General features: G+C 64.8%; 26 protein-coding genes and 1 tRNA gene. 10 read left to right on the top strand and 17 right to left on the bottom strand.

Features of this window, described 5'->3' with window-relative positions; all coding sequences use genetic code 11:
- Positions 1 to 148 precede the first annotated feature (148 nt).
- Together pgi and gorA are read left to right on the top strand one after the other, a co-directional pair.
- A complete protein-coding gene (gene pgi, locus SPHI_RS02495; RefSeq protein WP_076743328.1) occupies positions 149 to 1,642 on the top strand; it encodes a glucose-6-phosphate isomerase in 1,494 nt (497 codons plus the stop codon).
- A 90-nt stretch (positions 1,643 to 1,732) separates the two neighbouring features.
- The gene (gene gorA / locus SPHI_RS02490; protein WP_076743327.1) at positions 1,733 to 3,082 is read left to right on the top strand and encodes a glutathione-disulfide reductase; all 1,350 of its coding nucleotides are present in this window, start codon (positions 1,733 to 1,735) and stop codon (positions 3,080 to 3,082) included.
- Positions 3,083 to 3,113: 31 nt separating this feature from the next.
- On the opposite strand, the gene SPHI_RS02485 is transcribed toward gorA, so the two are convergent.
- From SPHI_RS02485 to SPHI_RS02475, 3 genes are all read right to left on the bottom strand, one after another.
- Positions 3,114 to 3,569 carry a vgr related protein gene (locus SPHI_RS02485; protein ID WP_076743326.1) on the bottom strand — a complete coding sequence of 152 codons (456 nt, stop codon included), beginning with the start codon at positions 3,567 to 3,569 and terminating at the stop codon, positions 3,114 to 3,116.
- 64 nt (positions 3,570 to 3,633) lie between these two features.
- Entirely contained in the window at positions 3,634 to 4,362 is a 729-nt protein-coding gene (locus tag SPHI_RS02480; RefSeq protein WP_076743325.1) for a hypothetical protein, read from the bottom strand.
- Positions 4,363 to 4,443: 81 nt separating this feature from the next.
- Positions 4,444 to 4,893: a copper chaperone PCu(A)C gene (locus SPHI_RS02475; RefSeq protein ID WP_076743324.1), complete on the bottom strand. Its 450-nt coding sequence runs from the start codon at positions 4,891 to 4,893 to the stop codon at positions 4,444 to 4,446.
- A 161-nt stretch (positions 4,894 to 5,054) separates the two neighbouring features.
- Between SPHI_RS02475 and dnaK the strand changes: the two genes are divergently transcribed.
- From dnaK to SPHI_RS02455, 4 genes are all read left to right on the top strand, one after another.
- On the top strand, positions 5,055 to 6,965 hold the full coding sequence (dnaK, locus tag SPHI_RS02470) for a molecular chaperone DnaK (RefSeq protein ID WP_076743323.1): 1,911 nt from the start codon (positions 5,055 to 5,057) through the stop codon (positions 6,963 to 6,965).
- 142 nt (positions 6,966 to 7,107) lie between these two features.
- Positions 7,108 to 8,226 carry a molecular chaperone DnaJ gene (gene dnaJ / locus SPHI_RS02465; RefSeq protein WP_076743322.1) on the top strand — a complete coding sequence of 373 codons (1,119 nt, stop codon included), beginning with the start codon at positions 7,108 to 7,110 and terminating at the stop codon, positions 8,224 to 8,226.
- 38 nt (positions 8,227 to 8,264) lie between these two features.
- Entirely contained in the window at positions 8,265 to 8,639 is a 375-nt protein-coding gene (locus SPHI_RS02460; protein WP_076743321.1) for a hypothetical protein, read from the top strand.
- Between the two features lie 46 nt (positions 8,640 to 8,685).
- Positions 8,686 to 8,762, top strand: a tRNA-Arg gene (locus SPHI_RS02455).
- Between the two features lie 78 nt (positions 8,763 to 8,840).
- On the opposite strand, the gene fixJ is transcribed toward SPHI_RS02455, so the two are convergent.
- Complete coding sequence (gene fixJ, locus SPHI_RS02450) at positions 8,841 to 9,452, bottom strand: response regulator FixJ (RefSeq protein WP_076743320.1); 612 nt, start codon at positions 9,450 to 9,452, stop codon at positions 8,841 to 8,843.
- Entirely contained in the window at positions 9,442 to 10,917 is a 1,476-nt protein-coding gene (locus tag SPHI_RS02445) for a sensor histidine kinase (protein WP_076743319.1), read from the bottom strand. The genes fixJ and SPHI_RS02445 overlap by 11 nt, the downstream gene beginning before the upstream one ends.
- Before the next feature lie 183 nt (positions 10,918 to 11,100).
- Between SPHI_RS02445 and SPHI_RS02440 the strand changes: the two genes are divergently transcribed.
- Genes SPHI_RS02440 through SPHI_RS02430 form a run of 3 tightly spaced genes read left to right on the top strand, consistent with a single transcriptional unit; the run spans position 11,101 to position 12,685 of the window.
- Entirely contained in the window at positions 11,101 to 11,790 is a 690-nt protein-coding gene (locus SPHI_RS02440) for an alternative oxidase (protein ID WP_076743318.1), read from the top strand.
- Between the two features lie 57 nt (positions 11,791 to 11,847).
- Positions 11,848 to 12,297: a globin domain-containing protein gene (locus tag SPHI_RS02435; RefSeq protein WP_076743317.1), complete on the top strand. Its 450-nt coding sequence runs from the start codon at positions 11,848 to 11,850 to the stop codon at positions 12,295 to 12,297.
- Positions 12,298 to 12,301: 4 nt separating this feature from the next.
- Positions 12,302 to 12,685: a group III truncated hemoglobin gene (locus tag SPHI_RS02430; protein ID WP_076743316.1), complete on the top strand. Its 384-nt coding sequence runs from the start codon at positions 12,302 to 12,304 to the stop codon at positions 12,683 to 12,685.
- 652 nt (positions 12,686 to 13,337) lie between these two features.
- On the opposite strand, the gene SPHI_RS02425 is transcribed toward SPHI_RS02430, so the two are convergent.
- From SPHI_RS02425 to wecB, 4 genes are all read right to left on the bottom strand, one after another.
- Positions 13,338 to 13,580 carry a hypothetical protein gene (locus SPHI_RS02425; protein ID WP_076743315.1) on the bottom strand — a complete coding sequence of 81 codons (243 nt, stop codon included), beginning with the start codon at positions 13,578 to 13,580 and terminating at the stop codon, positions 13,338 to 13,340.
- Between the two features lie 132 nt (positions 13,581 to 13,712).
- Complete coding sequence (locus SPHI_RS02420; RefSeq protein ID WP_076743314.1) at positions 13,713 to 14,498, bottom strand: metallophosphoesterase family protein; 786 nt, start codon at positions 14,496 to 14,498, stop codon at positions 13,713 to 13,715.
- A gap of 72 nt (positions 14,499 to 14,570) precedes the next feature.
- Complete coding sequence (gene wecC / locus SPHI_RS02415; RefSeq protein WP_076743313.1) at positions 14,571 to 15,863, bottom strand: UDP-N-acetyl-D-mannosamine dehydrogenase; 1,293 nt, start codon at positions 15,861 to 15,863, stop codon at positions 14,571 to 14,573.
- Positions 15,847 to 16,965, bottom strand: a complete 1,119-nt coding sequence (gene wecB, locus SPHI_RS02410) for a non-hydrolyzing UDP-N-acetylglucosamine 2-epimerase (protein ID WP_076743312.1) — start codon at positions 16,963 to 16,965, stop codon at positions 15,847 to 15,849. Before wecB ends, wecC begins: the two co-directional genes overlap by 17 nt.
- A 116-nt stretch (positions 16,966 to 17,081) precedes the next feature.
- Between wecB and galU the strand changes: the two genes are divergently transcribed.
- Positions 17,082 to 17,954, top strand: a complete 873-nt coding sequence (gene galU, locus SPHI_RS02405) for a UTP--glucose-1-phosphate uridylyltransferase GalU (RefSeq protein WP_076743311.1) — start codon at positions 17,082 to 17,084, stop codon at positions 17,952 to 17,954.
- Here the strand turns inward: galU and SPHI_RS02400 are convergent.
- The 8 genes from SPHI_RS02400 to SPHI_RS02365 are packed head-to-tail and all read right to left on the bottom strand — an operon-like array spanning position 17,943 to position 24,658.
- Positions 17,943 to 18,713 (bottom strand): HesA/MoeB/ThiF family protein, encoded by a 771-nt coding sequence (locus SPHI_RS02400; protein WP_076743310.1) that lies wholly within the window; start codon positions 18,711 to 18,713, stop codon positions 17,943 to 17,945. The genes galU and SPHI_RS02400 overlap by 12 nt on opposite strands.
- Positions 18,704 to 19,126, bottom strand: a complete 423-nt coding sequence (locus SPHI_RS02395) for a hypothetical protein (RefSeq protein WP_158049596.1) — start codon at positions 19,124 to 19,126, stop codon at positions 18,704 to 18,706. Before SPHI_RS02395 ends, SPHI_RS02400 begins: the two co-directional genes overlap by 10 nt.
- A 14-nt stretch (positions 19,127 to 19,140) precedes the next feature.
- Complete coding sequence (gene dut, locus SPHI_RS02390; RefSeq protein WP_076743309.1) at positions 19,141 to 19,578, bottom strand: dUTP diphosphatase; 438 nt, start codon at positions 19,576 to 19,578, stop codon at positions 19,141 to 19,143.
- Entirely contained in the window at positions 19,575 to 20,849 is a 1,275-nt protein-coding gene (locus SPHI_RS02385; protein ID WP_076743308.1) for a bifunctional phosphopantothenoylcysteine decarboxylase/phosphopantothenate synthase, read from the bottom strand. Before SPHI_RS02385 ends, dut begins: the two co-directional genes overlap by 4 nt.
- Entirely contained in the window at positions 20,846 to 21,961 is a 1,116-nt protein-coding gene (locus tag SPHI_RS02380; protein ID WP_076743307.1) for a glycosyltransferase family protein, read from the bottom strand. The genes SPHI_RS02385 and SPHI_RS02380 overlap by 4 nt, the downstream gene beginning before the upstream one ends.
- Complete coding sequence (gene ubiB / locus SPHI_RS02375; RefSeq protein ID WP_076743306.1) at positions 21,958 to 23,496, bottom strand: 2-polyprenylphenol 6-hydroxylase; 1,539 nt, start codon at positions 23,494 to 23,496, stop codon at positions 21,958 to 21,960. Before ubiB ends, SPHI_RS02380 begins: the two co-directional genes overlap by 4 nt.
- Positions 23,493 to 23,930: an endonuclease domain-containing protein gene (locus SPHI_RS02370; protein ID WP_083719653.1), complete on the bottom strand. Its 438-nt coding sequence runs from the start codon at positions 23,928 to 23,930 to the stop codon at positions 23,493 to 23,495. Before SPHI_RS02370 ends, ubiB begins: the two co-directional genes overlap by 4 nt.
- On the bottom strand, positions 23,927 to 24,658 hold the full coding sequence (locus SPHI_RS02365; RefSeq protein WP_076743305.1) for a class I SAM-dependent methyltransferase: 732 nt from the start codon (positions 24,656 to 24,658) through the stop codon (positions 23,927 to 23,929). The genes SPHI_RS02370 and SPHI_RS02365 overlap by 4 nt, the downstream gene beginning before the upstream one ends.
- Between the last annotated feature and the right edge of the window lie 48 nt (positions 24,659 to 24,706).

Genomic DNA, 24,706 nt, shown 5'->3' with positions numbered 1-24,706 from the left:
CGAAGCCGGGCGGCGCGTCAAGCGGCGGAACGATCTATCTCTCGTCCCGTTCGCCCTGAGCTTGTCGAACGGCTGTCTTTCCGTCTTAACGCGCGAGGGCCAAGTGCAGGGCTTCGACAAGCTCAGCCCGAACGGTGGAGAAGCAGGAATGACGGATTGGTCGACGATTGAGGCGCTGCCGCAGATCAAGCTGGAGCAGCTGTTCGCCGACGATCTCGAGCGGTTGACCAAATTGTCGCTCGACGTCGCGGGTATCCACTTCGACTGGTCGAAGACGCATCTGACCCGCGACGCGATCACGGCGTTCGAGGCGCTAGCCAAAGAGATGGACTTAGCCGGCAAGCGCGAGGCGATGTTCGCAGGGGCGCATGTCAACGTAACCGAGGATCGCCCGGTCGAGCACACGGCGGAGCGCGGCGAGGGCAAGGCGGATAGCGTCGCGCGGGCGGCTGAATTCCATGCGCGGATGCGGATGCTGATCGATGCGATTGAGGCGGAGGCGTTCGGACCGGTGCGCCACGTGCTGCATGTCGGCATTGGCGGATCGGCGCTGGGCCCGAATCTGCTGGTCGATGCGCTGGGGCGCGACAATGAGCGCTACGACGTGGCGATCGTTTCCAACGTCGATGGCATGGCGCTCGATGACGTGTTCGAGCGGTTCGATCCAGCAACGACGTTGTTGGTGGTCGCGTCCAAGACCTTCACCACGACCGAGACGATGATGAATGCGGAAAGCACCATCGCCTGGATGCAGGAAAATGGCGTCGAGGATCCCTATGGCCGCGTCATCGCGCTGACCGCCGCTCCCGACAAGGCGGTGGAATGGGGCGTGGACGAGACGCGGATCCTGCCTTTTTCGGAAGGCGTAGGCGGGCGCTATTCCCTCTGGTCGTCGATCGGCTTTCCCGCCGCCATCAAGCTCGGCTGGGATCAGTTCGCCGAGCTGCTGGAAGGCGCGGCGGAGATGGACCGCCATTTCCGCCTGACCGCGCTGCATGAGAATGCGCCGGCGCTGGCGGCCTTTGCTGACCTCTATTACACGCAGGTGCGCGGCTGCGAGACGCGCGCGCCCTTCGCCTATGACGAGCGGCTGCGGTTGCTGCCGAGCTACCTTCAGCAGCTTGAGATGGAATCAAACGGCAAGGGCGTGACGGTGGACGGCCAGCCGGTCGGCCGCCCGACCGCGCCGATCACCTGGGGTGGCGTTGGCACCGACGCGCAGCATGCGGTCTTTCAGCTGCTCCACCAGGGCACGCATCTGGTGCCGGTCGAATTCCTGGCGGTGATCGAGGCTGGCGACACGCTGGCGGAGGAACATCACCGTCAGCTACTGCTCAACGCCTTTGCGCAAGGGGCCGCGCTGATGAAGGGGCGCGCCAACCCGGACGATCCGGCCCGCGCTTACCCCGGCGATCGGCCGTCCTCGACCATCCTGCTCGACGTGCTGGACGCGCGCACCCTGGGGGCGCTGATCGCCTTTTACGAACATCGCGTGTTTGTGAATGGCGTGCTGCTGGGCATCAACTCGTTTGACCAGTTCGGCGTGGAGCTGGGCAAGGAAATGGCCAAGGCCGCGGCAAAGGGGGGTGGGGACTTCGATCCCTCGACAACCGACCTCATCCGGCGCGCTGGTCTGGAGTGATGGCAGGTCTGGGGACAATGATCGGGATTTCAAACCTTTCGTCGAACACCTCGGGCTCATATCTGCGCTCGACGCCAGTGGAGTGAATTGATGCCCGATTTCGACTACGACCTTTTCACCATTGGCGCCGGTTCGGGCGGAACGCGGGCGTCACGCGTGGCGGCGGCGCATGGCGCACGCGTGGCGGTCTCGGAGGAATATCGCGTCGGCGGCACCTGCGTGATCCGCGGCTGCGTGCCCAAGAAGCTGCTCGTCTATGGCGCGCATTTTGCCGAGGACCTGAAGGACGCGCAGCGCTTCGGGTGGCGCGTGCCGGATGATCTCGAATTCGACTGGAAGTGCCTGCAAGAGAACGTCCTCAGCGAGGTCGATCGGATCAACAAGGCGTACACGACGACGCTAGAGTCGAACGGCGCGGAGATCATCCATCAGCGCGCGACGATCACCGGCGCGAACGAAGTGACGCTCGCCGACGGCACCAAGAAGACGGCGAAGACGATCCTAGTGGCGAGCGGCGCCCGCCCGCACGTGCCCGATTTCCCCGGCTGCGAACATGGCATTACCTCCAACGAGGTGTTTCACCTCGATGCGATCCCCAAGCGCGTGCTGATCGCGGGGGCGGGCTATATCGCCAATGAGTTCGCCGGCATCTTCCATCAACTCGGCGCGCACGTCATCATCATGAACCGCACCAAGGATATCCTGCGCGGTTACGACCTCCAGATCCGCGACCGGTTGTTGCAGATCAGCATGATGAAGGGCCTGGAATTCCGCTTCGACGCTACGTTCGAGAAGATCGAGAAGCGCGAGGACGGCAGCCTCGAGGTCCACATGGCCGGGCACGAAGTGGCGGTGGTGGATTGCGTGATGTACGCCACTGGGCGCGTGCCGAACACTGACGGGCTCGGGCTGGAGAATGCCGGCATCGAGGTCGACAATAAAGGGGCAATTCCGGTCGATCACGATAGTCGCACGACGTGCCCATCGATCTTCGCCGTGGGCGATGTGACCAACCGTATCCAGCTTACCCCTGTCGCGATCCGGGAAGGACAGGCGTTTGCCGACAATCAGTTCGGCAAGGGGGGCGCCAAGGTGGATTACGATTGTGTTCCCGCTGCCTGTTTCAGCCACCCGCCGATTGCCGGCGTGGGCATGACGGAAAGCGAGGCACGGCAGAAACTTGGGTCGATCCGCGTCTATTCGTCCGATTTCCGCCCGATGAAGAACGTGCTCGCCGGGCGCGACGAGCGTTCGCTCTACAAGATGATCTGCGATGCGGAGACCGACCGCGTGGTCGGCATCCACATGATCGGGCCAGATGTGGCGGAGATCATCCAGGCCGCCGCCGTGTGCGTGAAGGCGGGGCTGACCAAGGCACAGTTCGACGCAACAGTGGCGCTGCACCCGACGATGGCGGAGGAACTAGTGCTGATGCGATAGCGCCCAGCCGCATCAGACGCTGGCGCTGCGCTCAACGAAAGACGGCCAGCAAGCTTTCGTATTGGCTCAGCGGCGGGGCACCAATAACGGTTGCCCCTTGGCGCAGAAGGAAAGCGTGGCGAACGATCTCGGCCTGCTGCTCGATCCCGTATCGCTTTAGCGGCCAGCCCGGAACGAAGCTGTAGTGATAGCGGCAGAACGGATGCCGGGCGATCGGCAGGAACACGCCCTGCTGATGTTGCCAGACATGGCAAAGCTCATGCAGGAACAGGCCTTGCAGACCGCCATGTTCGCGGCTGAAATCCTCGCTCCAGTTGGTGTCGTGCGGATGAAAGTGGACGTGGCCGCGCGGCGCCATCACGACGTTGCGGGGCTGGAGCGGCCACCAGCGACGACGCCTTATCTCCACCCGATCGAGATCGATCGCATTGCGGTAGATTGATCGGGCGAGTTCCCGTTCGCCGCTGGTCAGGCCTCTGATCGTCATGGCGACTAGGTAAGTGGTTCAGGCCGCCAATCCAGCATGTCGGCCCTCAGGACGACACGTCCGTCTATGCAGTGACAGGGCGATACATCACCCAATCGCCCTCCTCCGCCTCAATCCGCCAGCGTCCGTTGTCCTCGAAAGCCTCGCGGTGCTTTGGATTGACATAAACGACGATCACCGTTTCGCCGGCGGCGGCGCGCTGTTCCAGGCGGTGCAGCACTTCACGCAGGATCTGCGGCCCGAAGCTGTTGTAGATATAAGCGAATAACGGGCCGGGCGGTGGCACGTAGCTGCCCGCGTCGCCCAACACCATGTCGCATCGTTGCGCGGCACCGCCAGCCGCCAGGAAGCGATCCGCGTTGGCGAGCGCCACCCGATGCAGTTCCGGCGCGAACTCGACCCCGATTGCCCTGGCGAAGCCGAGGGCGGTGGCGATCATCACCACTCGCCCCTTGCCCGATCCGTAGTCGATGAACGTGAAGTCGGCAGGATTGACCCCCGCCAGCCCAAGCGCTTGTTGCAGCGCAACCCCGTTGCTTGCCTGATATCCGAACCCCAGCAACGCGCGATCGCGGGCTACGTTCAGGGCGGAAAGGTTGACGGTGCCGCTCGTATCAGTCCCCCATTGCCGATCGAAGGCCTGATCGGCGCGCCGCTCGCGCGCGGCGGCTGGCCCGACGCGCCGCGCGGCGTGGCGGATGGTCTTGAACGTGAGCCCGACGATCTCGCGCGGACTGCGCCCTTCGAACCGCCGGACCAGCCCGTCAGAGAGGAAGGAGTAAAGCTTGGCCATGCGCCGCTTATGAGCAGCAAAGGTTACGTCCCGCTTAGCGCGTTCTGGCTGGCCTTGGCCGGATTCGACGGGCGCTTTGTATCAGTTCTTTGTGGGTGCGGGATCGCCGGCTGCGATCACCCGGGCATTCTGCTGGATCCGCGTGGCGTCGGCGAAGGTGAAAGTGAAGGTCAGCGTGCCGCCCGGCTTCACCACGGGATTGAGATTGAACAGCATGGCGTGCTTGCCACCGGGGGCGAAGCGTACCTGCTTCAGGGCGGGCACCGGCACTTGCCGGAGGGAATCCATCGCCATGCCGCCGCTGTGCGTCATGCGCGATTCATGCAATTCGGTGCGCGTGGCCACGTCGGTTGACACGCTCACCAGCGTGGCATCCGCCGGCCCGCCGTGGATGGTGAAATATCCCGCCGCCGGCCTGCCTTCCACGGCAGCGAGCCGCACCCAGGCATCGCTGATGTATAGCTGCTTCTCCTGCGCACAGCCCGATAGCACGGTAGCGGTGGCAAGAAGCGAAGCGGCAAAGCGAAACATGAGGCATCCTCCGGCAAGATGACGCGCATGCCGCTACGCCGCCACGTGTCTTGCGGCAAGACACCGGCCACCTATATCCGGCTCCATCAACGCGGTTTCGTTGCCGTAACGGGGCGAAGCCGCTCACGTCTTACGTTCAAGCAGGGGCTAGAAGAGCACTCATGGCTAAAGTTATCGGGATCGATCTGGGCACCACCAACAGCTGCGTTGCTGTGATGGAGGGCGGCAAGCCCAAGGTGATCGAGAATGCGGAAGGCGCGCGCACCACGCCGTCGATCGTCGCCTTCGCCAAGGATGGCGAGCGGCTGGTCGGTCAGCCGGCCAAGCGCCAGGCGGTGACCAACGGCGACAATACGATCTTCGCGGTGAAGCGCCTGATCGGTCGCCGCTTCGACGATCCGATCACCAAGAAAGATACCGAACTGGTCCCGTACCACATCGTGCGCGGCGGCAACGGCGACGCATGGGTGCAGGCCGGTGGCAAGGATTACAGCCCGTCGCAGATCAGCGCCTTCACCCTTCAGAAGATGAAGGAAACCGCGGAATCGTATCTCGGTGAGACTGTCACGCAGGCCGTGATTACGGTGCCGGCCTACTTCAACGACGCGCAGCGCCAGGCGACCAAGGACGCCGGCCAGATCGCCGGCCTCGAAGTGCTGCGCATCATCAACGAGCCGACCGCGGCTGCGCTGGCCTATGGCCTGGAGAAGCAGGACGGCAAGACGATCGCGGTCTATGACCTTGGCGGCGGCACGTTCGACGTTTCGATCCTGGAGATCGGCGACGGCGTGTTCGAGGTGAAGTCGACCAACGGCGACACCTTTCTGGGCGGCGAGGATTTCGACAACAAGCTGGTCGAATATCTCGCCGAGGGCTTCAAGAAGGACGAGGGCATCGACCTCGCCAAGGACAAGCTCGCGCTGCAGCGCCTGAAGGAAGCGGCCGAAAAGGCCAAGATTGAGCTGTCCTCGGCAGCGTCGACCGAGGTGAACCTGCCGTTCATCACCGCCGACCAGAACGGCCCGAAGCACCTCGTCAAGACGATCAGCCGCGCCGATCTGGAGCGCCTGGTCGACAGCCTGATCCAGCGCACGATCGAGCCGATGAAGAAGGCGCTCGCCGATGCCGGCGTGAAGGCCAGCGACATCAGCGAAGTAGTGCTGGTGGGCGGCATGACCCGCATGCCCAAGGTGCGCGAAGCGGTGAAGAACTTCTTCGGCAAGGAGCCCCACACCGGCGTGAATCCCGATGAGGTGGTCGCGATGGGCGCGGCGATCCAGGCCGGCGTGCTTCAGGGCGACGTCAAGGACGTGCTGCTGCTCGACGTGACGCCGCTGTCGCTGGGTATCGAGACGCTGGGTGGCGTGTTCACCCGCATGATCGATCGCAACACCACGATCCCGACCAAGAAGTCGCAGACCTATTCGACTGCCGATGACAATCAGCAGGCGGTGACGATCCGCGTCTTCCAGGGCGAGCGCGAGATGGCGGCGGACAACAAGCTGCTCGGCCAGTTCGATCTCGTGGGCATCCCCCCGGCGCCGCGCGGCGTGCCGCAGATCGAGGTGACGTTCGACATCGACGCCAACGGCATCGTCAACGTCTCGGCCAAGGACAAGGGCACCGGCAAGGAGCAGCAGATCCGCATCCAGGCCTCGGGCGGTCTTTCGGACAGTGACATCGAGAAGATGGTGCAGGAAGCCGAGCAGTTCGCCGAGGAGGATAAGAAGCGTCGTGCCGGCGCCGAGGCGAAGAACAACGCCGAATCGCTGATCCACACCACCGAGCGCCAGCTGGCCGACAATGGCGACAAGGTGGACGAGGCGCTGAAGGGCGAGATCCAGTCCGCGATCGATGCCGCCAAGGCAGCGGTCGAGGGTGGCGATCCCGACCAGATGAACGAGAAGAGCCAGGCACTCGCGCAGGTCGCGATGAAGCTCGGCCAGGCGATCTACGAAAAGCAGCAGCAGTCTGAAGCGTCGCCCGACGCCGACGGTGGTGCTGACGCGCCGAAGCAGGACGACGTGGTCGACGCCGAATTCTCGGAAGTCGACGACAACCAGAAGGCGTAAGGCACGCGCCCTCTCCCCGCTGGCGGGGAGAGGGCAGCCGAACGAAGTTAAGGCGGGAGAGGGGCAGTGCGGGACGGGTCGGTTCTGATTGCTGCCTCTCCCCCAACCCTCTCCCTCGAGAGGAGAGGGCTATGAGGTCCCGATGACCGAAGTCGATTTTTACGAGCTTCTGGAGGTCGAGCGCACCGCGGACGCGGGCACGATCAAGTCCGCATACCGCAAGCTCGCGATGAAATATCACCCGGACAAGAATGCCGGGTGCAAGGATTCAGAGGCGAAGTTCAAGGCGGTCAGTGAGGCTTACGATTGCCTCAAGGACCCGCAGAAGCGTGCCGCTTACGACCGCTTCGGCCATGCCGCCTTCCGCAACGGTGGCGGCGGTGGCGGGCACAGCCAGGACTTCTCCGGCTTTTCCGACATCTTCGAAAGCGTGTTCGGCGAGTTCATGGGCGGCCGTGCGGGTGGCCGCCAGCAGGTGCGCCGCGGCGCCGACCTTCGCTACGACATGGAGATCAGCCTCGAGGAGGCGTTCCACGGCAAGTCTGCGGAGATCACCGTCGACGTTACCGCCGCGTGCGAGAGCTGCGACGGATCGGGCGCGCGGCCCGGCAGCCGGCCGCATGCGTGCAATACGTGCAACGGCCACGGCAAGGTGCGTGCGCAGCAGGGCTTCTTCGTGGTCGAGCGTGCCTGTCCGGTATGCAACGGCTCTGGCCAGGTGATCGACGACCCGTGTCCGGACTGCCGCGGCGATGGCCGCGTCGAACGAACCAAGACGCTCAAGGTCGATATCCCGCCCGGCGTGGACGAGGGCACCCGCGTGCGGATGACGGGCGAGGGTGAGGCGGGCGCGCGCGGCGCACCGGCGGGGGACCTCTACATCTTCCTCCACGTCAAGCGGCACCAGCTGTTCGAGCGTGAAGGCACGACCTTGTTCGCCCGCGCGCCGATCAGTTTCACCACGGCGGCGCTCGGCGGATCGCTGACCATCCCGGGCCTGGACGGTCGCAATCACGAATTGCGCATCCCCGCCGGCATCCAGTCGGGCAAGCAGCTGCGGCAGCGCGGCGCCGGCATGCCGGTATTGCAGGGCAGGGGCTTCGGCGACCTCGTCGTGCAGATCGACGTCGAGACGCCGCGACGCCTCAGCACGCGTCAGCGCGCCTTGTTGGAGGAGTTCCGCGAAACGGAAACCGGCGACGAGTGCCCTGACAGCCAGGGCTTTTTCTCGCGATTGAAGAGCGCATTTGCGGGAGAATAGGTAAGTTTGAGCGTTGTGGGGGCTTAGGAGAAGATCAAATGCGCATCCTGTTCCCCCTCGCGCTCGCCACTGCGCTGCTCGCTGCTCCTGGCGCGGGGCGAGATCGTAATGCCGTTCCCGCCGCGGTGCCAGCCGGGAAGCCGCAGAGCTGCATCCCGATCCGTGGGATCCGCGAAAGCCTGGTCCGCAACGATCGCGTGATTGACTTCCGCATGAATGGCCGCCGCTACTATCGGGTCACCCTGGACCAGCCTTGCCCGCAACTCGGCCTGGAGCGTCGCTTTAGCTACGCCACTTCGCTGAGCCGATTATGCGCGCAGGACATCATCACGGTGCTCCAGTCGGCACCGCTTATGCGCGGTGCGAGTTGCGGCCTCGCGCCGTTCCAGCCGGTCACACTGGCGAAACGTTGAGGGGACTAGCGCTGCGCGTCCGGCGCTGCTAGGCGCTTTCTTCCAGGCACCCGTAGCTCAGCTGGATAGAGCGCTGCCCTCCGAAGGCAGAGGCCACAGGTTCGAATCCTGTCGGGTGCGCCAAAATTGGCCGTTCGAGAAAGCGCTGGGAACCTCGACGCAGACGCACAGCGCACTGAGGCAAGCACACGGTTCTCCCGTTCAATCCAGTCGCGCCACCGTCACCATTCGCACGAGGTCCGACAACGTCTTGGCCTGCATCTTCATCATCACGTTGGCCCGATAGACCTCGACCGTGCGCGCGCTGATGCCAAGATCATAAGCGATCGCCTTGTTCGCCTCGCCCTTGGCCAGCCCCCCCATGACCTCCCGCTCGCGCCCGCTCAGGCTGGCGATGCGATCGGCAATCATCTGCCGCTCCGCGTGCGCCGCTTCGCTGCCCGCCTGCCGCGCGAGCGCCTTGCGAATCGCGGCGAGCATGACCTCGTCGTCAAAGGGCTTTTCGATGAAGTCCGCTACGCCTGCGTGCATTGCCTGGATCGCAAGCGGGACATCGGCATGGCCAGTGATTACGATCACCGGCACCTCGGCCCCGCGCCGGTGCATCTCCTCGACAAGCTCGATACCGCTTCGTCCCGGCATGCGCACATCGGTGACGACGCATGCGCCGGCAAGCGGGGGCGACGCCGCAAGGAAGGCGTCGGCGGATACAAAGGAGCGGACGCGGATACCCGCGCAGTCCAGCAGGAACTCCAGCGAATGCCGCGCGGCGCCGTCGTCGTCGATCACATAGACAATCGGTTCACTCGCCATCGTAGAGTTCCTCCTGTCCCATCTGCTGCAGCGTGAAGCCGAACAATGCGCCGCCGCTGTCATTGGCGCCCGCCCAGATATGCCCGCCATGCGCCTCGATGATCGTCCGAGAGATCGACAGGCCGACGCCCATGCCTGTGCGCTTGGTGGTGATGAACGGCTGGAAGAGCCGCTCGGCGACTTCCGGCTCGATCCCCGGGCCGGTGTCCGCTACCGTAACCTGCGCCATGTTGTTGACGGCCGGCGTGATCGCGATCCTGAGTTCGCGACGCTCTCCGTCCATCCCGGTCATGGCATCGACGGCGTTGCGCACCAAGTTGAGCACGACTTGCTGGACCTGCACCTTGTCGGCGAGCACGAGATCGACGTCGGGGCTGAATTCGAATTGCACCCGGATGCCGTGCTCCTTCGCGCCGACCAGCGCCAGCGCGCTCGCCTCTTCCACCAGCTTAGGAAGGCTCTCGACCGACCGCTCCGTCTCGCCGCGCGCCACGAACTCGCGCAGGCGACGGATGATGTCGCCAGCGCGTAGCGCCTGTTCACCAGCCCGCTCGACGGCATCCGCGATGCGGTCCAGCGGAGTATCCGCGCGCGCGAGCAACATGCGGCTGCCCTTGAGGTAATTGGTGATCGCAGACAGCGGCTGGTTCAGTTCGTGCGCCAGTGCCGACGCCATCTCACCCAGCGCAGTGAGCCGCGACACATGGATCAGTTCGTTCTGCAATTCTTGCAGGCGCGCCTCGGCCTGCTGGCGTTCAGTGAGGTCGCGGATGAAACCCGTGAAATGACGCAGGCCGCCCACGTTCATCTCGCCGACCGCAAGCTCCAGCGGAAAGGTGGAACCGTCTCTTCGCTGGCCGACCACCACTCTTCCCTTGCCGATGATCCTTTTCTCGCCGGTGCGATAATAGCGCTGAAGATAGTCGTCATGGGCGCTGCGATACGGATCGGGCATCAGCATACTAACGTTGTGGCCGCGGATCTCATCCGTGTCCCAGCCGAACATGCGTTCGGCGGCGGGGCTGAAATCGCGGACCAGGCCCCGATCGTCGATCACCACGATCGCATCGGGCACCGTGTCCAGCAGCGAGCGCAGATGTGCCTCGCGACGTGCGAGTCCCTCGGTGACGCTTTCCGCCTCTGCACGTGCGCGCTGGAACCATTCGCCACCCAGCGCCACCGCGCATCCGATCACCACGAACGCTCCGGCGGCGATCAGGCTCGGCGCGGCGACCGGGCCGATCATGCGATCACACCACAGCCCCGCCGCTGCGCCGGCCAGACTGGCCGCCACCCCGGCGCGCAGGCCGGAAAGTGCGCTCGCGACGACGACGCCCGGAACGAAGAAGATGTACGTCGCCCGTTGTCCCAGCTCCGCGGCGAAGGCAATTCGCACGCCTGCGCCGAGCGCGATGGCAAGCAAGGCCAGCGCCAGGGTGGCGAGCAGCGGCGGCGACGGCAGCATCGTGTGCCGCGAGAGGTATCGCTTTGGACTCACGCTTCCGTCATGCCCTGTGCCACGCCGCCAACCCACCTCCGGTAAATCCCTTAGGGTAGGCACGGTAGGGACAACATCGAAATTTCAGGACCGGGCTGAGCGGCATAGACGCGGTGCAACGTCAAACGCTTGGTTTATCGGAGAACTGCCATGACCCCACCGTTCATCGACCTCGGTGTCCACCACCAGCCCAAGGGCGTCTCCGACCGGATCGCCTACGGGTTCACGAAGATGCTGCGCTGGACCGCCGACACCTTCTTCGCCGAGCGCTACGGCCACCGCGCCGTTGTCCTCGAGACCGTTGCGGCGGTGCCCGGGATGGTTGGCGCGACGATCAACCATCTCGCCTGCCTGCGCCGCATGTGCGACGACAAGGGCTGGATCAAAACGCTCATGGACGAGGCCGAGAATGAGCGCATGCATCTGATGACCTTCATCGAGATCGCCAAGCCCACCTGGTTCGAGCGCGCGGTGATCATCGGCGTGCAATGGGTGTTCTACCTGTTCTTCTTTGCCCTCTATCTCGTCAGCTCCAAGACCGCGCACCGGGTCGTCGGCTATTTCGAGGAAGAGGCGGTGATCAGCTACACTCACTATCTGGCTGAGATCGATGAGGGCCGCAGCGAGAACGTCCCGGCACCACAGATCGCCAAGAGCTATTGGAACCTGCCTGAAGACGCGATGCTGCGCGACGTGGTATTGGTGGTCCGCGCCGACGAAGCACATCACCGGGACGTGAACCACGGCTTCGCCAATGAGCTGGGCGGCCTGCCAAGCGGTGAAGTCGCCGCCTGCCCACCGCACGTCGCACTGGAGCCTATCTGGAAGAAGGCAGCCTGAACTCTCTTCGGGCGCGGAGAGCCAGCCGCGCCCCATTTTCTCAATGGAGCCCTTCCAATGCGCAGCATCTCAGCCGAAGTCATGGCTATCGTCAAAGCCACGGCCCCCGCCCTCGAGAAACATGGTTTGGCCATCACCACCGCCATGTATGACAGGCTGTTCCAGAACCCCGAAATCGAGGCAATGTTCGATCGCGCCGCGCAGGACAGCGGCGAGCAGCCGAAGCGGCTGGCGGGCGCCATCCTCGCTTACGCCAAGAATATCGACAAGCTCCAGAACCTGGGCTCAGCGGTTGATCGTATGGTGACGCGGCACGTGCAAACGGGAGTGAAGCAGGAGCACTATCCCCATGTCGCGGCGGCGCTGCTACCAGCAATCCGCGACGTACTGGGTGAGGAGGTCGCGACCGACGCTGTGCTCGCCGCATGGGGCGAAGCCTATTGGATGCTGGCCGACATCCTGATCGCCGCCGAAGCGCAAGCCTATCAGAGCGCAAAAGCGGCCTGATATCATGAAAAGCAACCAAATCACCGAAGCCGATATAATCAAGCTGGTTCCCGCCTTTTACGCCCGAGTTCGGCAGGACGCGGTGCTCGGGCCGATCTTCGACGGCGCGGTCGAGGATTGGCCGCATCATCTGGAGAAGCTACAGGCATTCTGGTCGTCCGTGATGCTGACCAGCGGTCGCTACAAAGGGCAGCCGATGGTGGCACATGTGCGGCACGAACGGCACATGACATCCGAGAACTTCGGCCGCTGGCTCGATCTGTGGAAGCAGACTAGCGAAGAAATCCTTTCGCCGGAATTGGCGGCGTCCGTCCAGGATAAGGCGGCTCGAATTGCGGAGAGCCTCCAGTTGGGCGTTCAATTCTACCGCGAGAGGCACACCGCATGATCGGGCGGCTCCCCGCCGATGTCCGCCCTTGTCGAACCGGCAATAGCGAACCGCGTAGAGCCGTTTGGCGCCGTCCTGTTCCACGTCGAAACCCACCGGCGGAAGGCCGGAGAGCGGACCGCTCGGCCGAACGGATCGAGCCCGCGCCACTGATCCAGCCGCACATCGCTTTTCGTGTCAGGTGCGCCAGCTTCGATGTGAATATACTCGGCGGCGGCCGTATGGGCGCGGCGGACGCTTTCTTTCCCGTAACCCGCCAATAGGTGCTGGTCTTCGAGAGAATGGCCGGAAGATGGGCGGACTGCTCGCTCTGCACTACGTGCACAGCGTTCTCGGGACAGCCCCGAACCGGAACTTGGCGCGGCGGCATGTCGCTGCGTAATCATGGGCTATGCCCATCGTGTGATTGGTTGGTCGCTCGGCCGCTTCGTGTTGTCGAACTGGTTTAAAGCATCTGTTCGCCACCCTGGGGGATTGTCGAGCGATGTTGAGAACCTGTGCCTAACGCTCGAAGCACGTTCGACAATGCGCTTGGCTAGCGTGCCAGGGCGATTGGCAGCGACAAAGGCAGGAACATGAAACTTCTCGTAGGCACTTAAGCAAAAAAATAGCGGCCCGAAGGCCGCTATTCCTTGTCATCCTGAGCGAGAACTCAGTTGCTGTCGGCGTCGTCATCCGAATCAGCGATGATCACGATGCCGGCGATAACCGCCGCAGCGGCCAGAACGGCAACGATCACGCCGCCGCCAGCAGCCTTGTCGGCCTTGGCGGTCGAAGTGCTAGCGCGAGCAGCCTTGGCAACCGACAGGCTCGAAGCCGAAGTCGGAGCGGCAACGGCGGGAGCCGCAGCCAGCGAAGCAGCGGCAACAGCCGCGAGGTAACCACGAACCTTCATTACGAACTCCCTTTTTTGTTCGTCACGCCCATCTGGCAGAGATTGCAGTCCAGCGCAACTCGGATAACAACCCTGGCGGGCAAAAGAGCGGGGTAGTCTGGCTTCGATGCAACACTCTACCGCGTTTTGCACTCAACTGGCGGGCAAGCTTCTATTATCATCAACAGTGTCGATGATCCAGCGCTCTCCCCCTTCCATGCCAAGTGCAGTCAATCTGCCGGTCCGATAAGCACCGGTATCTATTCCGATTCGGTTAACACGTTCATCGACCCGTTCGGAAATGGTGTGGCCATGAACGACAAACTTGCCGTGATTCGCCGTATGATCAAGGAACGGGTCACGGATCCACCGCAGATCGCGTGATTTTTGTTGCTCTAGGGGTAGCCCGGGGCGGATGCCGGCATGAACGAACAAATAGTCGCCTTCCACGATGTAATCTTGGAGTGAACGCAGAAAGGTGATCGGCTGTTCGGGTATGTCCCGTACCATCATCTCCGCCAGTTCGCCGATGGTAGCGCGTTCGATCTCGTCGGCATCCATGCCATAGCTCAGCAAGGTTTCATGACCGCCGGCGCGCAGCAGCAACCGGAGAAGATCGGTGTCGCCGTCATAGGAACCTAGAAAAATCTCTTCGTGGTTGCCGCAGAGGCATCGGACGTCGGGGCGATTTTTACAAAGATCGCGCACACGATCGACCACGCCCGCCGAATCGGGGCCGCGGTCGACCAGGTCGCCGAGGAAGATAAAACCGGTTTGGGCGGCGCCGCGCGCGGCGTCGTCGGCCGCTATTTGATCGAGCAGCTGATCCAACAGATCCAGGCGGCCGTGGATATCACCGATCGCGTAGATCCGCCGACCCAGCGGGAGCTGGGCCTGGATCGGTTGTGGGCGGCGGCGCGGAAGGAGGCGCGAAAGCATGAACAATATATCGCAGACGGAGACGCCGCGCTGTACCCAAACCTGCTCGCACCTGCAACAAGCGTGACCCGATCAGACCGCCATGCGCAACGGGCGGGGCGTGCGGAGGGCGGGCTGATCGGGCCAGATGCCGCGGGTGTCGAGCACATGCTTGTCGGCGCGCTCCTCCAGCGGGATCGAGCGGAACACGTCATGATCGACCAGGACGATCATCACCGGGCAGCGTTCGATAGCCGTATCCACGTCGATCAGCGTTGCCCCACTTGAGGCGAGGCGATCGGGGAGAATTGCCGCATAAGGCTCGACGATACGGATGCGGTTGCCGAAGCGATCCGCCAGCGCGGCCGCGACCTTGAGCGCGGGGCTTTCGCGAAAGTCGTCGATGTTCGCCTTGAAGGCGAGGCCGAGACACGCAACCGGCACCCCTGGGTTTGCCTCGATCAACGCCGTTGCGCGCGCGACGACACGATCGGTCTTGCCGTCATTCACTTCCCGCGCAGTGCGGATAAGCGGCGTATTGTCGGGATCGGCCGCCACCAGGAACCATGGATCGACCGCAATGCAATGGCCGCCGACGCCTGGGCCGGGCTGAAGAATGTTGACGCGCGGATGGCGATTAGCCAGCCGAATTACTTCCCATACGTCGACACCCATCGTCTCGGCCACGAGGCTGAGCTCGTTGGCGAAAGCGATGTTGACGTCGCGGAAGGCGTTCTCCGTCAGCTTTGTCATTTCGGCCGCGCGTGCGTTGGTGGTGACGCATGCCCCACGCACGAAGCGGCGGTAAAAGGTCAGTGCCTTGCGGGCGCAACGCGGCGTGATGCCGCCGATCACGCGATCGTTATCGATCAGCTCAACGAGAATGCGGCCGGGGAGCACGCGTTCAGGGCAGTAAGCGACGGCATAATCGCTGCCGTCGCCGAGACCCGGAGCACGCAGGTCCGGGCGAAGCCGGGCAAGCAAGTCGCGAACCTGCTCGGTGGTGCCGACCGGCGAGGTCGATTCGAGGATCACCGTATCGCCAGCCTTCAGCACGGCAGCGATGCTGGTCGCGGCCTTGAGCACATAGCCGATGTTCGGCGAGCGATCGTCCGCAAACGGAGTGGGGACCGCGATCACGAATACGTCTGCGGGCTCGATCTGGGTGGAGGCGCGCAGATGGCCGCGCGCCACCACGCCCGAGACGAGGCCGTCGAGATCGACTTCCTCGATATGCACCCGGCCGGAGTTCACCGTCTCGACCACCGCCGCATCGACATCGATGCCGAGAACCGTTGCGCCGGTGCGAGCAATCACCGCGGCGGTGGGCAGGCCGATATAACCAAGGCCGAGAACAACAACCTTCAGCTCATGATCCGATACCATCGGCTATGATCCCCGCGATCCGTTCGCTTGCATGACCGTCGCCGAACGGATTGTGGGCGCGGGCCATGGCTGCATAAGCGGCCTTGTCGTCGAGAAGGGTGAAGACTTCGGAAACGATGCGATCCTCGTCCGTGCCGATCAGCCTGGCGGTGCCGGCAGCGACACCTTCGGGGCGTTCCGTGGTGTCGCGCATCACCAGCACGGGCTTGCCGAGCGCCGGCGCTTCTTCCTGCACACCGCCGGAATCGGTGAGCGCGAGATCGCAAAGCCCGAGCGCACGGATAAAATGCGGGTAATCGAGCGGCTCGATACGCGCGACGTTGCGCCGGTGACCGAGGATTTCATCCATTACCGACACGACGTTGGGATTTGGATGCATCGGGAACAGCACGGCGACGTCGTCGCGCGCGCTGATGCGCGCAATGGCACGGGCGATCGCGGCCATGCCATCGCCGAAATTCTCCCGGCGGTGGGTGGTGACCAGCACGATGCGCTTGCCGGCGAATTGATCGGCAATGGCGTCCAGCCCCGCCGCCAGCGCCGGCTCGGCAGCGATCCGATCGCGCGTCCAATGAAGTGCGTCGATCACGGTGTTGCCGGTGACGTGCACGCCGGCGTGCACGTTCTCGCGCTTCAGCGCATCGGCAGCAGTCTGGGTGGGGGCGAAATGAAGGTCCGCAATCGGCGCAACGATGCGGCGATTCACTTCCTCCGGCCAGGGGTGGTAGATATCGCCGGATCGCAGTCCTGCCTCGACATGGGCAACCGGGATCTTGCGATAGTAAGCCGCCAACGCGCCGCTCATCGCGGTGGCGGTATCGCCTTGCACGATCACGCGATCGGGTCGTTCGCGGTCGAGCACGTCGCCAATCCCGGTCAACAGCCGCGCGGTGAGCCGATCGAGCGTCTGCCCGGGCTCCATCAGATCGAGGTCGATGTCGGGTGCGAGCCCCGCGATGGCGAGTACCTGATCGAGCAAGCCGCGATGCTGCGCCGTGACGCAGGTGCGGACCTCCAGATCGGCCTTTGTCTCCAATGCGCGCACCACGGGGAACAGCTTGATCGCTTCGGGTCGGGTGCCGAAAATGAGCAACGTCTTCATGATCCGCCCGATAGCAAGAGGCGATTAAAGCCGAACTAAACGCTTTTGCGGGAAATCACGCTTTGCCGCAGCAGGGCGCATCGGTAAGCCCGCTGTGAATACGGGAGAAATCATCGATGTCGTCGTTCAAGCCGTTGCGCAAAGCCGTGTTTCCCGTCGCGGGGCTCGGCACGCGCTTCCTTCCGGCGACCAAGGCGATGCCGAAGGAAATGCTGACGGTGGTCGACAAGCCGCTGATCCAATATGCCGTGGAAGAGGCGTTGGAAGCAGGGATCGAACAGATCATCTTCGTCACTGGCCGCGGCAAGAGCGCGCTGGAAGACCATTTCGACATTTCCTATGAGCTGGAAACGACGATGCAGGCGCGCGGCAAGAGCCTCGCCGCGATCGAGGGCATCCGGCAGAAGCCGGGTTCCCCGGTGTACGTTCGCCAGCAGGAGCCGCTTGGCCTTGGCCATGCGGTGTGGTGCGCGCGCGAGATCGTCGGCGACGAGCCGTTCGCGGTGCTGCTGCCCGACGAGTTGATGTGGGGCACGCCGGGTTTCCTGGCGCAGATGGTGGAAGCCTATCACAAGGTGGGCGGCAATCTGATCGGCGCGCTAGAAGTCGCGCCGGAGGAAACCGACAAATACGGGATTATCACGCCGGGCGAGGTCGATGGGCCGCTGACGGAGGTGCTGGAAGTGATCGAAAAGCCCGCGAAAGGCACCGCCAAGTCCAACCTGATGACCCCGGGCCGTTACATCCTGCAGCCGGAAGTAATGAAGATTCTCGATAATCCGGTGACTGGCGCTGGCGGTGAGATCCAGCTGACCGACGCCATGGCGCAGCTGATCGGCAAGCAGCCGTTCCACGGCTATACCTTCAACGGGCAGCGTTTCGATTGCGGTGGCAAGGCCGGCTATATTCAGGCCAACCTCGCGCTGGCGCTGGAACGCGAGGACCTGGGGCCGCCGGTGCGCGCCTTTGCGAAGCGCCTATTGGGCTGAGGCAGCGCGGCAGCCGGGGCAGGCGGGATCCTTGGCGACGCGGATCGTGCGGAAGCGAAGATCGAGCAGGTCGACGAGGGTCAGCCGACCTGCGGAATCCTCGCCGAACGGCGTGACCGCACGGATCGCCTCAAGCGCTGCCATGCTGCCCAGAATGCCGGTGACGGGGCCGAGAATGCCCTGTTCCGCGCAGGTCCCCTCGTCGCGATCGGGCGCGGCGCCGACAAGGCATCGATAGCAGGGCTTGTCCGATTCCCACCCGCGATACGTGGCAAGCTGGCCTTCGAACTGGCCCACCGCCGCCGATACGAGCGGAAGGCGCAGCGCCAAAGCGGCGTCCGCGACGATCAGCCGGGTCGCGAAATTATCGCAACCATCAAGCACTACGTCAGCGCCGGCGAGCAGCGTTGCTGCGTTGGCGACGGTGATCCGATCATCAAGGGCGACCACGTCCACATGCGGATTGCGGCGGCGCACGGCTTCCGCGGCGCGCTGCGCCTTGGATCCACCAACATCGGCCGTGTCGAACAGGATCTGGCGCTGAAGATTGGACGTGTCGACGCGATCGTCGTCGATGATGACAAGCCGGCCGACGCCGGCACCCGCAAGATATGCCGCGGCCGGCGACCCGATCCCGCCGGCGCCGATCATGGCGACAGTCGCGCGCTTGATCCGCCGCTGCCCGGCCCCGCCGATCTCCTTCAGGATGATCTGCCGGGCGTAGCGGGCGCGTTCCTCTTCACTCAGCGTTACTGCCATCGAAAAACGAGCTGTGTCCGAAACCAGCGATCCTCGCCCGAGGGGGCAACGTTGCTTCGTGCCATGCGCAGCATCACGCCCGAGGCATATTGCTCCACCGTCGGGCATCCGATCGCCTGCGGCCGAATGCGGCGCAACTGCCCGTTGGCGGCCACAAGCACCGCCAGCTCGACCCGCAAGTGGTTGGCGGTGGCGGCGCAGCGGCCCGATCGCACTTCATCGCGAACATAGGAGGAAAGCGCTTCGGTTCTTAGGGGGCGCCGCCGCAACTTAAGGTCAGGCAGCGCCGACCAATCCTCCGGCAGTGCCGGCATGAGTACGGCCGCATGGGACCCTGCCGCTGGCGCCGTGACCGGTTGATGCATGGCCGCATTCGGCACCGGCGAGATCGCCTGTACCGCCAGTGCCAGCATCAAGGTCAGCCCGTTCACCGCCCCGTTGACCCGAATCCACCAATGCCGCGGGCAGTATCGTCCAGTTGCGCGCACTCGTCCAGCATCGCCCGCAACACCGGGGCGGGCACCAATTGCGCGATGCGCTCGCCACGCCGCACCTCGAACGGCACGTCGCCGAGATTGGCCAGGATCACCTTCACCTCGCCGCGATAATCGCTGTCGATGGTCCCTGGCGTGTTCAAGCACGTGATGCCGTGTTTCAGGGCGAGGCCGGATCGCGGGCGAACCTGCACCTCGTGACCTTCAGGGATCGCCATCGCGAAACCGGTCGCCACCGCATGGCGCCCGCCGGGGGCGAGCGTTACGTCCTCGGCAGCGACGACATCCATGCCGGCGGCGCCAGCGGTCGCATAAGCGGGCAGCGGCAGGCCCTCGCCATGCGGCAGGCGAAGGATACGGATGGCAATCACGGCATGTTCTCCAGCGCCGAGGCGATGCGCGCGGCGAGCCGGGCGGCCACATCGTTCTTTGGCATATGATCCCAGGTCTCGACCTTGTCTGCCGAGACCAGATGGACGGTATTCGCATCGCCGCCCATCACGTCACCCGACACATCGTTGGCGACGATCCAGTCCGCGCCCTTGCGCGCGAGCTTGTCCGTGGCATGCGCGATGACGTTCTCGGTTTCGGCGGCGAAGCCGATGACCAGGCACGGGCGCCGCTTGCCGTGACCGAGCGTGGCGAGGATGTCGGGGTTTTCGACAAGGGGCAGGGCGGGGATGCCGCCTGCTGCCTTCTTCAATTTCTGTTCGGCGGTTCCCTCGACGCGCCAGTCCGCCACGGCGGCGACCATCACCGCGGCGTCGGCGGGCAGCGCCGCATCGACCGCGGCTGCCATCTCGCGCGCGGTCTCCACATCGACGCGGGTGACACCCGGCGGGGTCACCAATGTCACAGGGCCGGCGATCAGCGAGACGCGGGCGCCCAGCGCGGCGAGCGCGCCGGCAATGGCGAAGCCCTGTTTGCCGGAGGAGCGGTTGGCGATGTAGCGCACCGGGTCGATCGGCTCGTGCGTCGGGCCGGCGGTGACGAGGATGTGTTTGCCGCCTAGCGTCCCCCTCCCGCTTGCGGGAGGGGTTAGGGGTGGGGCTGTTGGCTGGACGATGGTGCCCGTGGATGGGCCCACCCCCGACCCCTCCCGCAAGCGGGAGGGGAGAAGGCTCTCGATCCTGGCCACGATCGCTACTGGCTCCGGTAGGCGGCCGGGGCCGTATTCGCCGCACGCCATGGCGCCCTCGTCCGGCTCCATCACCGTCACGCCGTCGGCGCGCAGCTGCGCGACGTTGCGCTGCGTTGCGGGGTGGAGCCACATGCGCACGTTCATCGCCGGGGCGGCCAGCACCGGCTTGTCGGTGGCGAGCAGGAGGGTGGTGGCGAGATCATTGGCGAGGCCGGCGGCCATGCGCGCCATCAGATCCGCGGTGGCGGGGGCGACCACGACCAGATCGGCTTGTCGACTGAGCTGGATATGCCCCATCTCGGCTTCATCCTTGAGATCCCACAAGGTGGTGTGGACCTCTTCCTCCGACAGGGCGGCCAGCGTCATGGCGGTGACGAAATGGCTGCCGCCCTCCGTCAACACGCAGCGGACGCCGTGGCCGGCCTTGCGCAGCTGGCGTACGATCTCGCACGCCTTGTAGGCGGCGATGCCGCCGCCGACGATGAGGAGGATGCGGCTCATGATGCGGTTCTTGTCACGGTGATGCGGCGCCTGTCGAGCGCGGCGCGGGTGAGATCGCGGATCGCGTCGGGCACGAATGCGAGGCCGACGAGCAGCAGGGGCGCGACGAGCAGGCCCCAGTAAAAGGTATCGGCGCGCCCGAACACGCCGATCAGCACGGCATAAGCGCACAAGGTAGCGAATGCGCGAAGCGCAAACCCGCCGCGGCATGCCGCCCAGCCGAACAGCGCCAGCGCCGTCAGCAGGGCCGCGAGCGCAGACGGCAGCAGGGTGAGCGCGGTGGCGAGCGTCATTGCCTTTACGAACAGGCCGAAGCCGAGCATCCCGGCCCAGCCGGGCGAGGCGGCATCGAACGGGCGAACCACGCCCGCTACGGCCGAGGCGTGAAGGGCGACCGCGACCGCCAGCACCAGTGTCGCGCCGAACCAGCCCGCCGCCTCCCGCCGTGATCCGTCAAACAGCGCGAGGACGAACATCACGCCGACGTACAATGCGGCGGTTTCGCGGATCAGCATCGCCATCAGCCCAAGCGCGACCGACTCGATCCAGCGCCCGGGGCGCCTCGCTGCGAGGCTGAAGGCGATCAGTAATCCGGCCCAAATCTCGTGAAAGAGCGCAAGATGCGACTGCGTGAAGGCGATCAATCCGCCGAGCAGCAGCAGCATCGCGATCATGTGCGGGATCGGCCGGGCAAATAGCGGCCGCAGGCGAACCAGCCAGGCGATCACGACGCCCGCGGCGAGCGCGTAGAGCAAGCCGGTGATCACCACGGGCGGCAGGATCGCCTGCACCATGGCGAGAGTCGGCAGGCGAAAGGTAACGAACGGCTGTAGCGGATAGTCACCGGATCGCAGCGCATCCGCCGCGACGAGATAGTAATTGCCGCCGTGCCGGATGCCATCGACGATGCTGCCGTAGAGGATGAGGTCGGTCTGCTCGCCCGGGTCGCTCGGCGACACGCCCAGCGCGTGCACGGCATCGGGAACGCCCAACGCCAGCAAGGACGTGAGCAGCAGGGCCGCAAGCGCCGCCAGCGCCACGACCGCACTCTGGCGCGGCCAACCGGCGAAGCGGGACGGTTGCGCCAGGAGAAGCGGCGCCGCCGACCTCACGAAGCCATGATCGCCATTGTTGCGGCTACACTGGCCGCGGCGCTCGCCAGCGCAACGGCGACATAGCGCCAGCCGCCGCCGATCCGCACCACTTCGATCTCGCGCAGCGGCGGGGCGGGAGGCGCGCCGCCTGGTGGCGGGAAGCGAGCCTCGATGCGGCGGACCAGCTCCGGCAGGCGATACAAGGTCTTCACGTCCGCGACGATCCGGTCGGCGATAGCCGCTTCGGGGCCGAGTTCCGTGCGGATCCATTCCTCGACGAACGGGCCGGCGGTGTCCCACAGGTTGATGTCGGGATCGAGCGCGGTAGCGACGCCCTCCACCATCACCATGGTCTTTTGCAGCAGCAGCAGGTGCGGCTGAGTCACCATGTCGAAATCGCGGGTGATCGAGAACAGCCCGTCGAGCATCATCCCGATCGACATTTCCTTCACCGGCAAGCCGCGCATCGGCTCACCAACGGCGCGCAGCGCGGTGGCGAATTCGGCGACATTGTGGTGCGGCGGGACGTAGCCAGCCTCGAAATGGATCTCGGCGACCCGGCGGTAATTGCCGGTGATCAGGCCGTAAAGGATCTCCGCCAGCCAAATGCGCGCGCGTCGATCGATACGGCCCATGATGCCGAAATCGATCGCCGCGATGCGATTGCCCGGCAAAGCGAAGAGGTTGCCCTGGTGGAGATCGGCGTGGAAAAAGCCCTCCGCGATCGCCTGGCGCAGGAAGGCGTGGATCAGCGTTTCGGCGAGTTGCGGCAGATCATAGCCGGCGTCGCGCAGCGCGGCGTGGTTCGACAGTTTGATGCCGTCGATCCATTCAAGCGTCAGCACCTTGCCCGAGGTGCGCGCCCAATCGATCGCGGGAACGTGGAAATTCGGCTCGGACGCCATGCCTTCCGCGAGTTCGCTGGCCGAGGCGGCCTCACGGCGGAAGTCGAGCTCGCGCGCAGTCCAGCGTTTGAAGGTCGCAATGACGAGGCGCGGTTGCAGGCGAGCAATCTCGCCGCCCATCGGTTCGACCTGGGCTGCCGCCCATTCGTAGGTGTCGATGGCGCGGGCGAAATCCTCCTCCACGCCGGGGCGCTGTACCTTTACCGCGACGGTGCGGCCGTCGATCGTCACGGCCCGGTGGACCTGGGCGATCGATGCGGCGCCCACCGGCGTTTCATCGATGCTGGCGAATAGCGTCTCGATCGGACGGCCCAGGCTCGCCTCGATCTGCGGGCGGACGACGTCGAACGGAAGCGCAGGCAGCGCATCCTGCAAGCGGAACAGGTCCAGCGCGGCTTCGTCGCCGACGATGTCGGGGCGGGTAGCGAGCGTCTGGCCGAACTTCACCGCCGCCGGGCCGATCGCCTCGAACGCATCGGCGTAGCGCGGCTGTGCCGGCACGCGCGCGCCGACGCGGGCGAGCCGCAACAGGCGACGCAGCTTGGCCGGCGTGTTCGGATCGCGCTCCAGCCCCTGCAATGCGCCGTGCCGGGCCAGCGTGCGACCCCATTTCAGGAGCCGCCACGTGTGAACGACGGGATGGGTCATTCTTCTCCCCTCCCGCTTGCGGGAGGGGTCGGGGGTGGGGCTATCGACAGGGCGTCGCGGCTGCGATGGGTCACGCCTTCGAGGTTGCCCATCACGTCGGCGTTGGAGAAGCGGAGGATCGTCAGGCCGCGTTCGCGCAGGAACGCATCGCGCTTGGCATCGTGGGTAACTTGCGTTGCGCGCGTGTCGCCGTCGAGTTCGATCGCCAGCATCGCGCTTCGGCTTAGGAAATCGCAGATGTACGGTCCGACAGGCATCTGCCGGCTGAACTTCGCGCCCAGCTTCGAGGCGGAGAGTTCCTGCCACAACCGGCGTTCTGCCGGTGTTGACTCGCGTCGGAGCTGTTGCGCGCGGGTCGTGGGGCGCCGGATCCCCTCGACCGTGCCCACCCCCGACCCCTCCCGCAAGCGGGAGGGGAGTGCGGCGTCGTTCATATCTTCCAGCCGCTGTGGATGGCGACGAGGCCGCCGAGGAGCGGTTCCACCTTGGTCTGGACGAAGCCGGCGTCGCGGATCATTGCCTCGAAGGCGGGCATGTCCGGGAAGCGGCGGATCGATTCGATCAGGTAGCGGTAGCTGTCCGCGTCCTGTGCCAGGAGCTGGCCGAGCTTCGGCACCATCTTGTGCGAATAAGCGTCGTACACTTCCTTGAACCCCGGCCAGGTGGTGGTCGAGAATTCGAGACAGAAAAAGCGGCCGCCGCGGCGCAGCACGCGATGTGCTTCGCGTAGCGCGGCAGGAATGTCCGTCACGTTCCGGATGCCGAACGCGATGGTATAGGCGTCGAAGAAGCGATCCGGGAATGTCAGCACCTCGGCATTCGCTTCGGTCCACACCAGCCCGTCGAGCCCGCGCTCCTGCGCCCGCTTCATGCCGACTTCGAGCATGGCGGGGTTGATGTCGGCCACCGTCACCGATGCGCCCGATTCCTGGAGGCGGAACGCGATGTCGCCGGTGCCGCCGGCCATGTCGAGAATCTGCTCGCCGGCGCGCGGCTTTACACGGCGCACGAAGCGATCCTTCCACAAACGGTGCATGCCGCCTGACATGGCATCGTTCATCAGATCGTAGCGGCTGGCGACATTGGTGAAGACGCCGCCGACGCGCGCGGTCTTCTCAGTCGCGGGAATGTCTTCGTAGCCGAAGGAGACGGTTTCGCTCATGCCGGTGGCTCTAGCGATGCGGGGGGCAGGGGGCTAGGTTGTATCGCC

Source organism: Sphingomonas jeddahensis, assembly GCF_001981525.1.
GTDB lineage: Bacteria > Pseudomonadota > Alphaproteobacteria > Sphingomonadales > Sphingomonadaceae > Sphingomonas > Sphingomonas jeddahensis.
The sequence above is the reverse complement of the archived record's forward strand: the minus strand, read 5'-3'. Positions and strand labels throughout refer to the sequence as shown.

Bases quoted from the DNA above. Each gene is read 5' to 3' on its own strand.
- SPHI_RS02445 (WP_076743319.1), bottom strand. From the start codon at position 10,917: ATGCTGCCGTCGCCGCCGCTGCTCGCCACCCTGGCGCTGGCCTTGCTT.
- SPHI_RS02365 (WP_076743305.1), bottom strand. From the start codon at position 24,658: ATGAGCGAAACCGTCTCCTTCGGCTACGAAGACATTCCCGCGACTGAG.
- SPHI_RS02400 (WP_076743310.1), bottom strand. From the start codon at position 18,713: ATGGCAGTAACGCTGAGTGAAGAGGAACGCGCCCGCTACGCCCGGCAG.
- dnaJ (WP_076743322.1), top strand. From the start codon at position 7,108: ATGACCGAAGTCGATTTTTACGAGCTTCTGGAGGTCGAGCGCACCGCG.
- gorA (WP_076743327.1), top strand. From the start codon at position 1,733: ATGCCCGATTTCGACTACGACCTTTTCACCATTGGCGCCGGTTCGGGC.
- SPHI_RS02480 (WP_076743325.1), bottom strand. From the start codon at position 4,362: ATGGCCAAGCTTTACTCCTTCCTCTCTGACGGGCTGGTCCGGCGGTTC.
- SPHI_RS02460 (WP_076743321.1), top strand. From the start codon at position 8,265: ATGCGCATCCTGTTCCCCCTCGCGCTCGCCACTGCGCTGCTCGCTGCT.
- SPHI_RS02425 (WP_076743315.1), bottom strand. From the start codon at position 13,580: ATGAAGGTTCGTGGTTACCTCGCGGCTGTTGCCGCTGCTTCGCTGGCT.
- SPHI_RS02440 (WP_076743318.1), top strand. From the start codon at position 11,101: ATGACCCCACCGTTCATCGACCTCGGTGTCCACCACCAGCCCAAGGGC.
- SPHI_RS02435 (WP_076743317.1), top strand. From the start codon at position 11,848: ATGCGCAGCATCTCAGCCGAAGTCATGGCTATCGTCAAAGCCACGGCC.
- SPHI_RS02370 (WP_083719653.1), bottom strand. From the start codon at position 23,930: ATGAACGACGCCGCACTCCCCTCCCGCTTGCGGGAGGGGTCGGGGGTG.
- dnaK (WP_076743323.1), top strand. From the start codon at position 5,055: ATGGCTAAAGTTATCGGGATCGATCTGGGCACCACCAACAGCTGCGTT.
- SPHI_RS02430 (WP_076743316.1), top strand. From the start codon at position 12,302: ATGAAAAGCAACCAAATCACCGAAGCCGATATAATCAAGCTGGTTCCC.
- pgi (WP_076743328.1), top strand. From the start codon at position 149: ATGACGGATTGGTCGACGATTGAGGCGCTGCCGCAGATCAAGCTGGAG.
- SPHI_RS02485 (WP_076743326.1), bottom strand. From the start codon at position 3,569: ATGACGATCAGAGGCCTGACCAGCGGCGAACGGGAACTCGCCCGATCA.
- SPHI_RS02420 (WP_076743314.1), bottom strand. From the start codon at position 14,498: ATGCTTTCGCGCCTCCTTCCGCGCCGCCGCCCACAACCGATCCAGGCC.
- SPHI_RS02395 (WP_158049596.1), bottom strand. From the start codon at position 19,126: ATGCTGGCACTGGCGGTACAGGCGATCTCGCCGGTGCCGAATGCGGCC.
- galU (WP_076743311.1), top strand. From the start codon at position 17,082: ATGTCGTCGTTCAAGCCGTTGCGCAAAGCCGTGTTTCCCGTCGCGGGG.
- SPHI_RS02385 (WP_076743308.1), bottom strand. From the start codon at position 20,849: ATGAGCCGCATCCTCCTCATCGTCGGCGGCGGCATCGCCGCCTACAAG.
- ubiB (WP_076743306.1), bottom strand. From the start codon at position 23,496: ATGACCCATCCCGTCGTTCACACGTGGCGGCTCCTGAAATGGGGTCGC.
- SPHI_RS02475 (WP_076743324.1), bottom strand. From the start codon at position 4,893: ATGTTTCGCTTTGCCGCTTCGCTTCTTGCCACCGCTACCGTGCTATCG.
- wecB (WP_076743312.1), bottom strand. From the start codon at position 16,965: ATGAAGACGTTGCTCATTTTCGGCACCCGACCCGAAGCGATCAAGCTG.
- wecC (WP_076743313.1), bottom strand. From the start codon at position 15,863: ATGGTATCGGATCATGAGCTGAAGGTTGTTGTTCTCGGCCTTGGTTAT.
- fixJ (WP_076743320.1), bottom strand. From the start codon at position 9,452: ATGGCGAGTGAACCGATTGTCTATGTGATCGACGACGACGGCGCCGCG.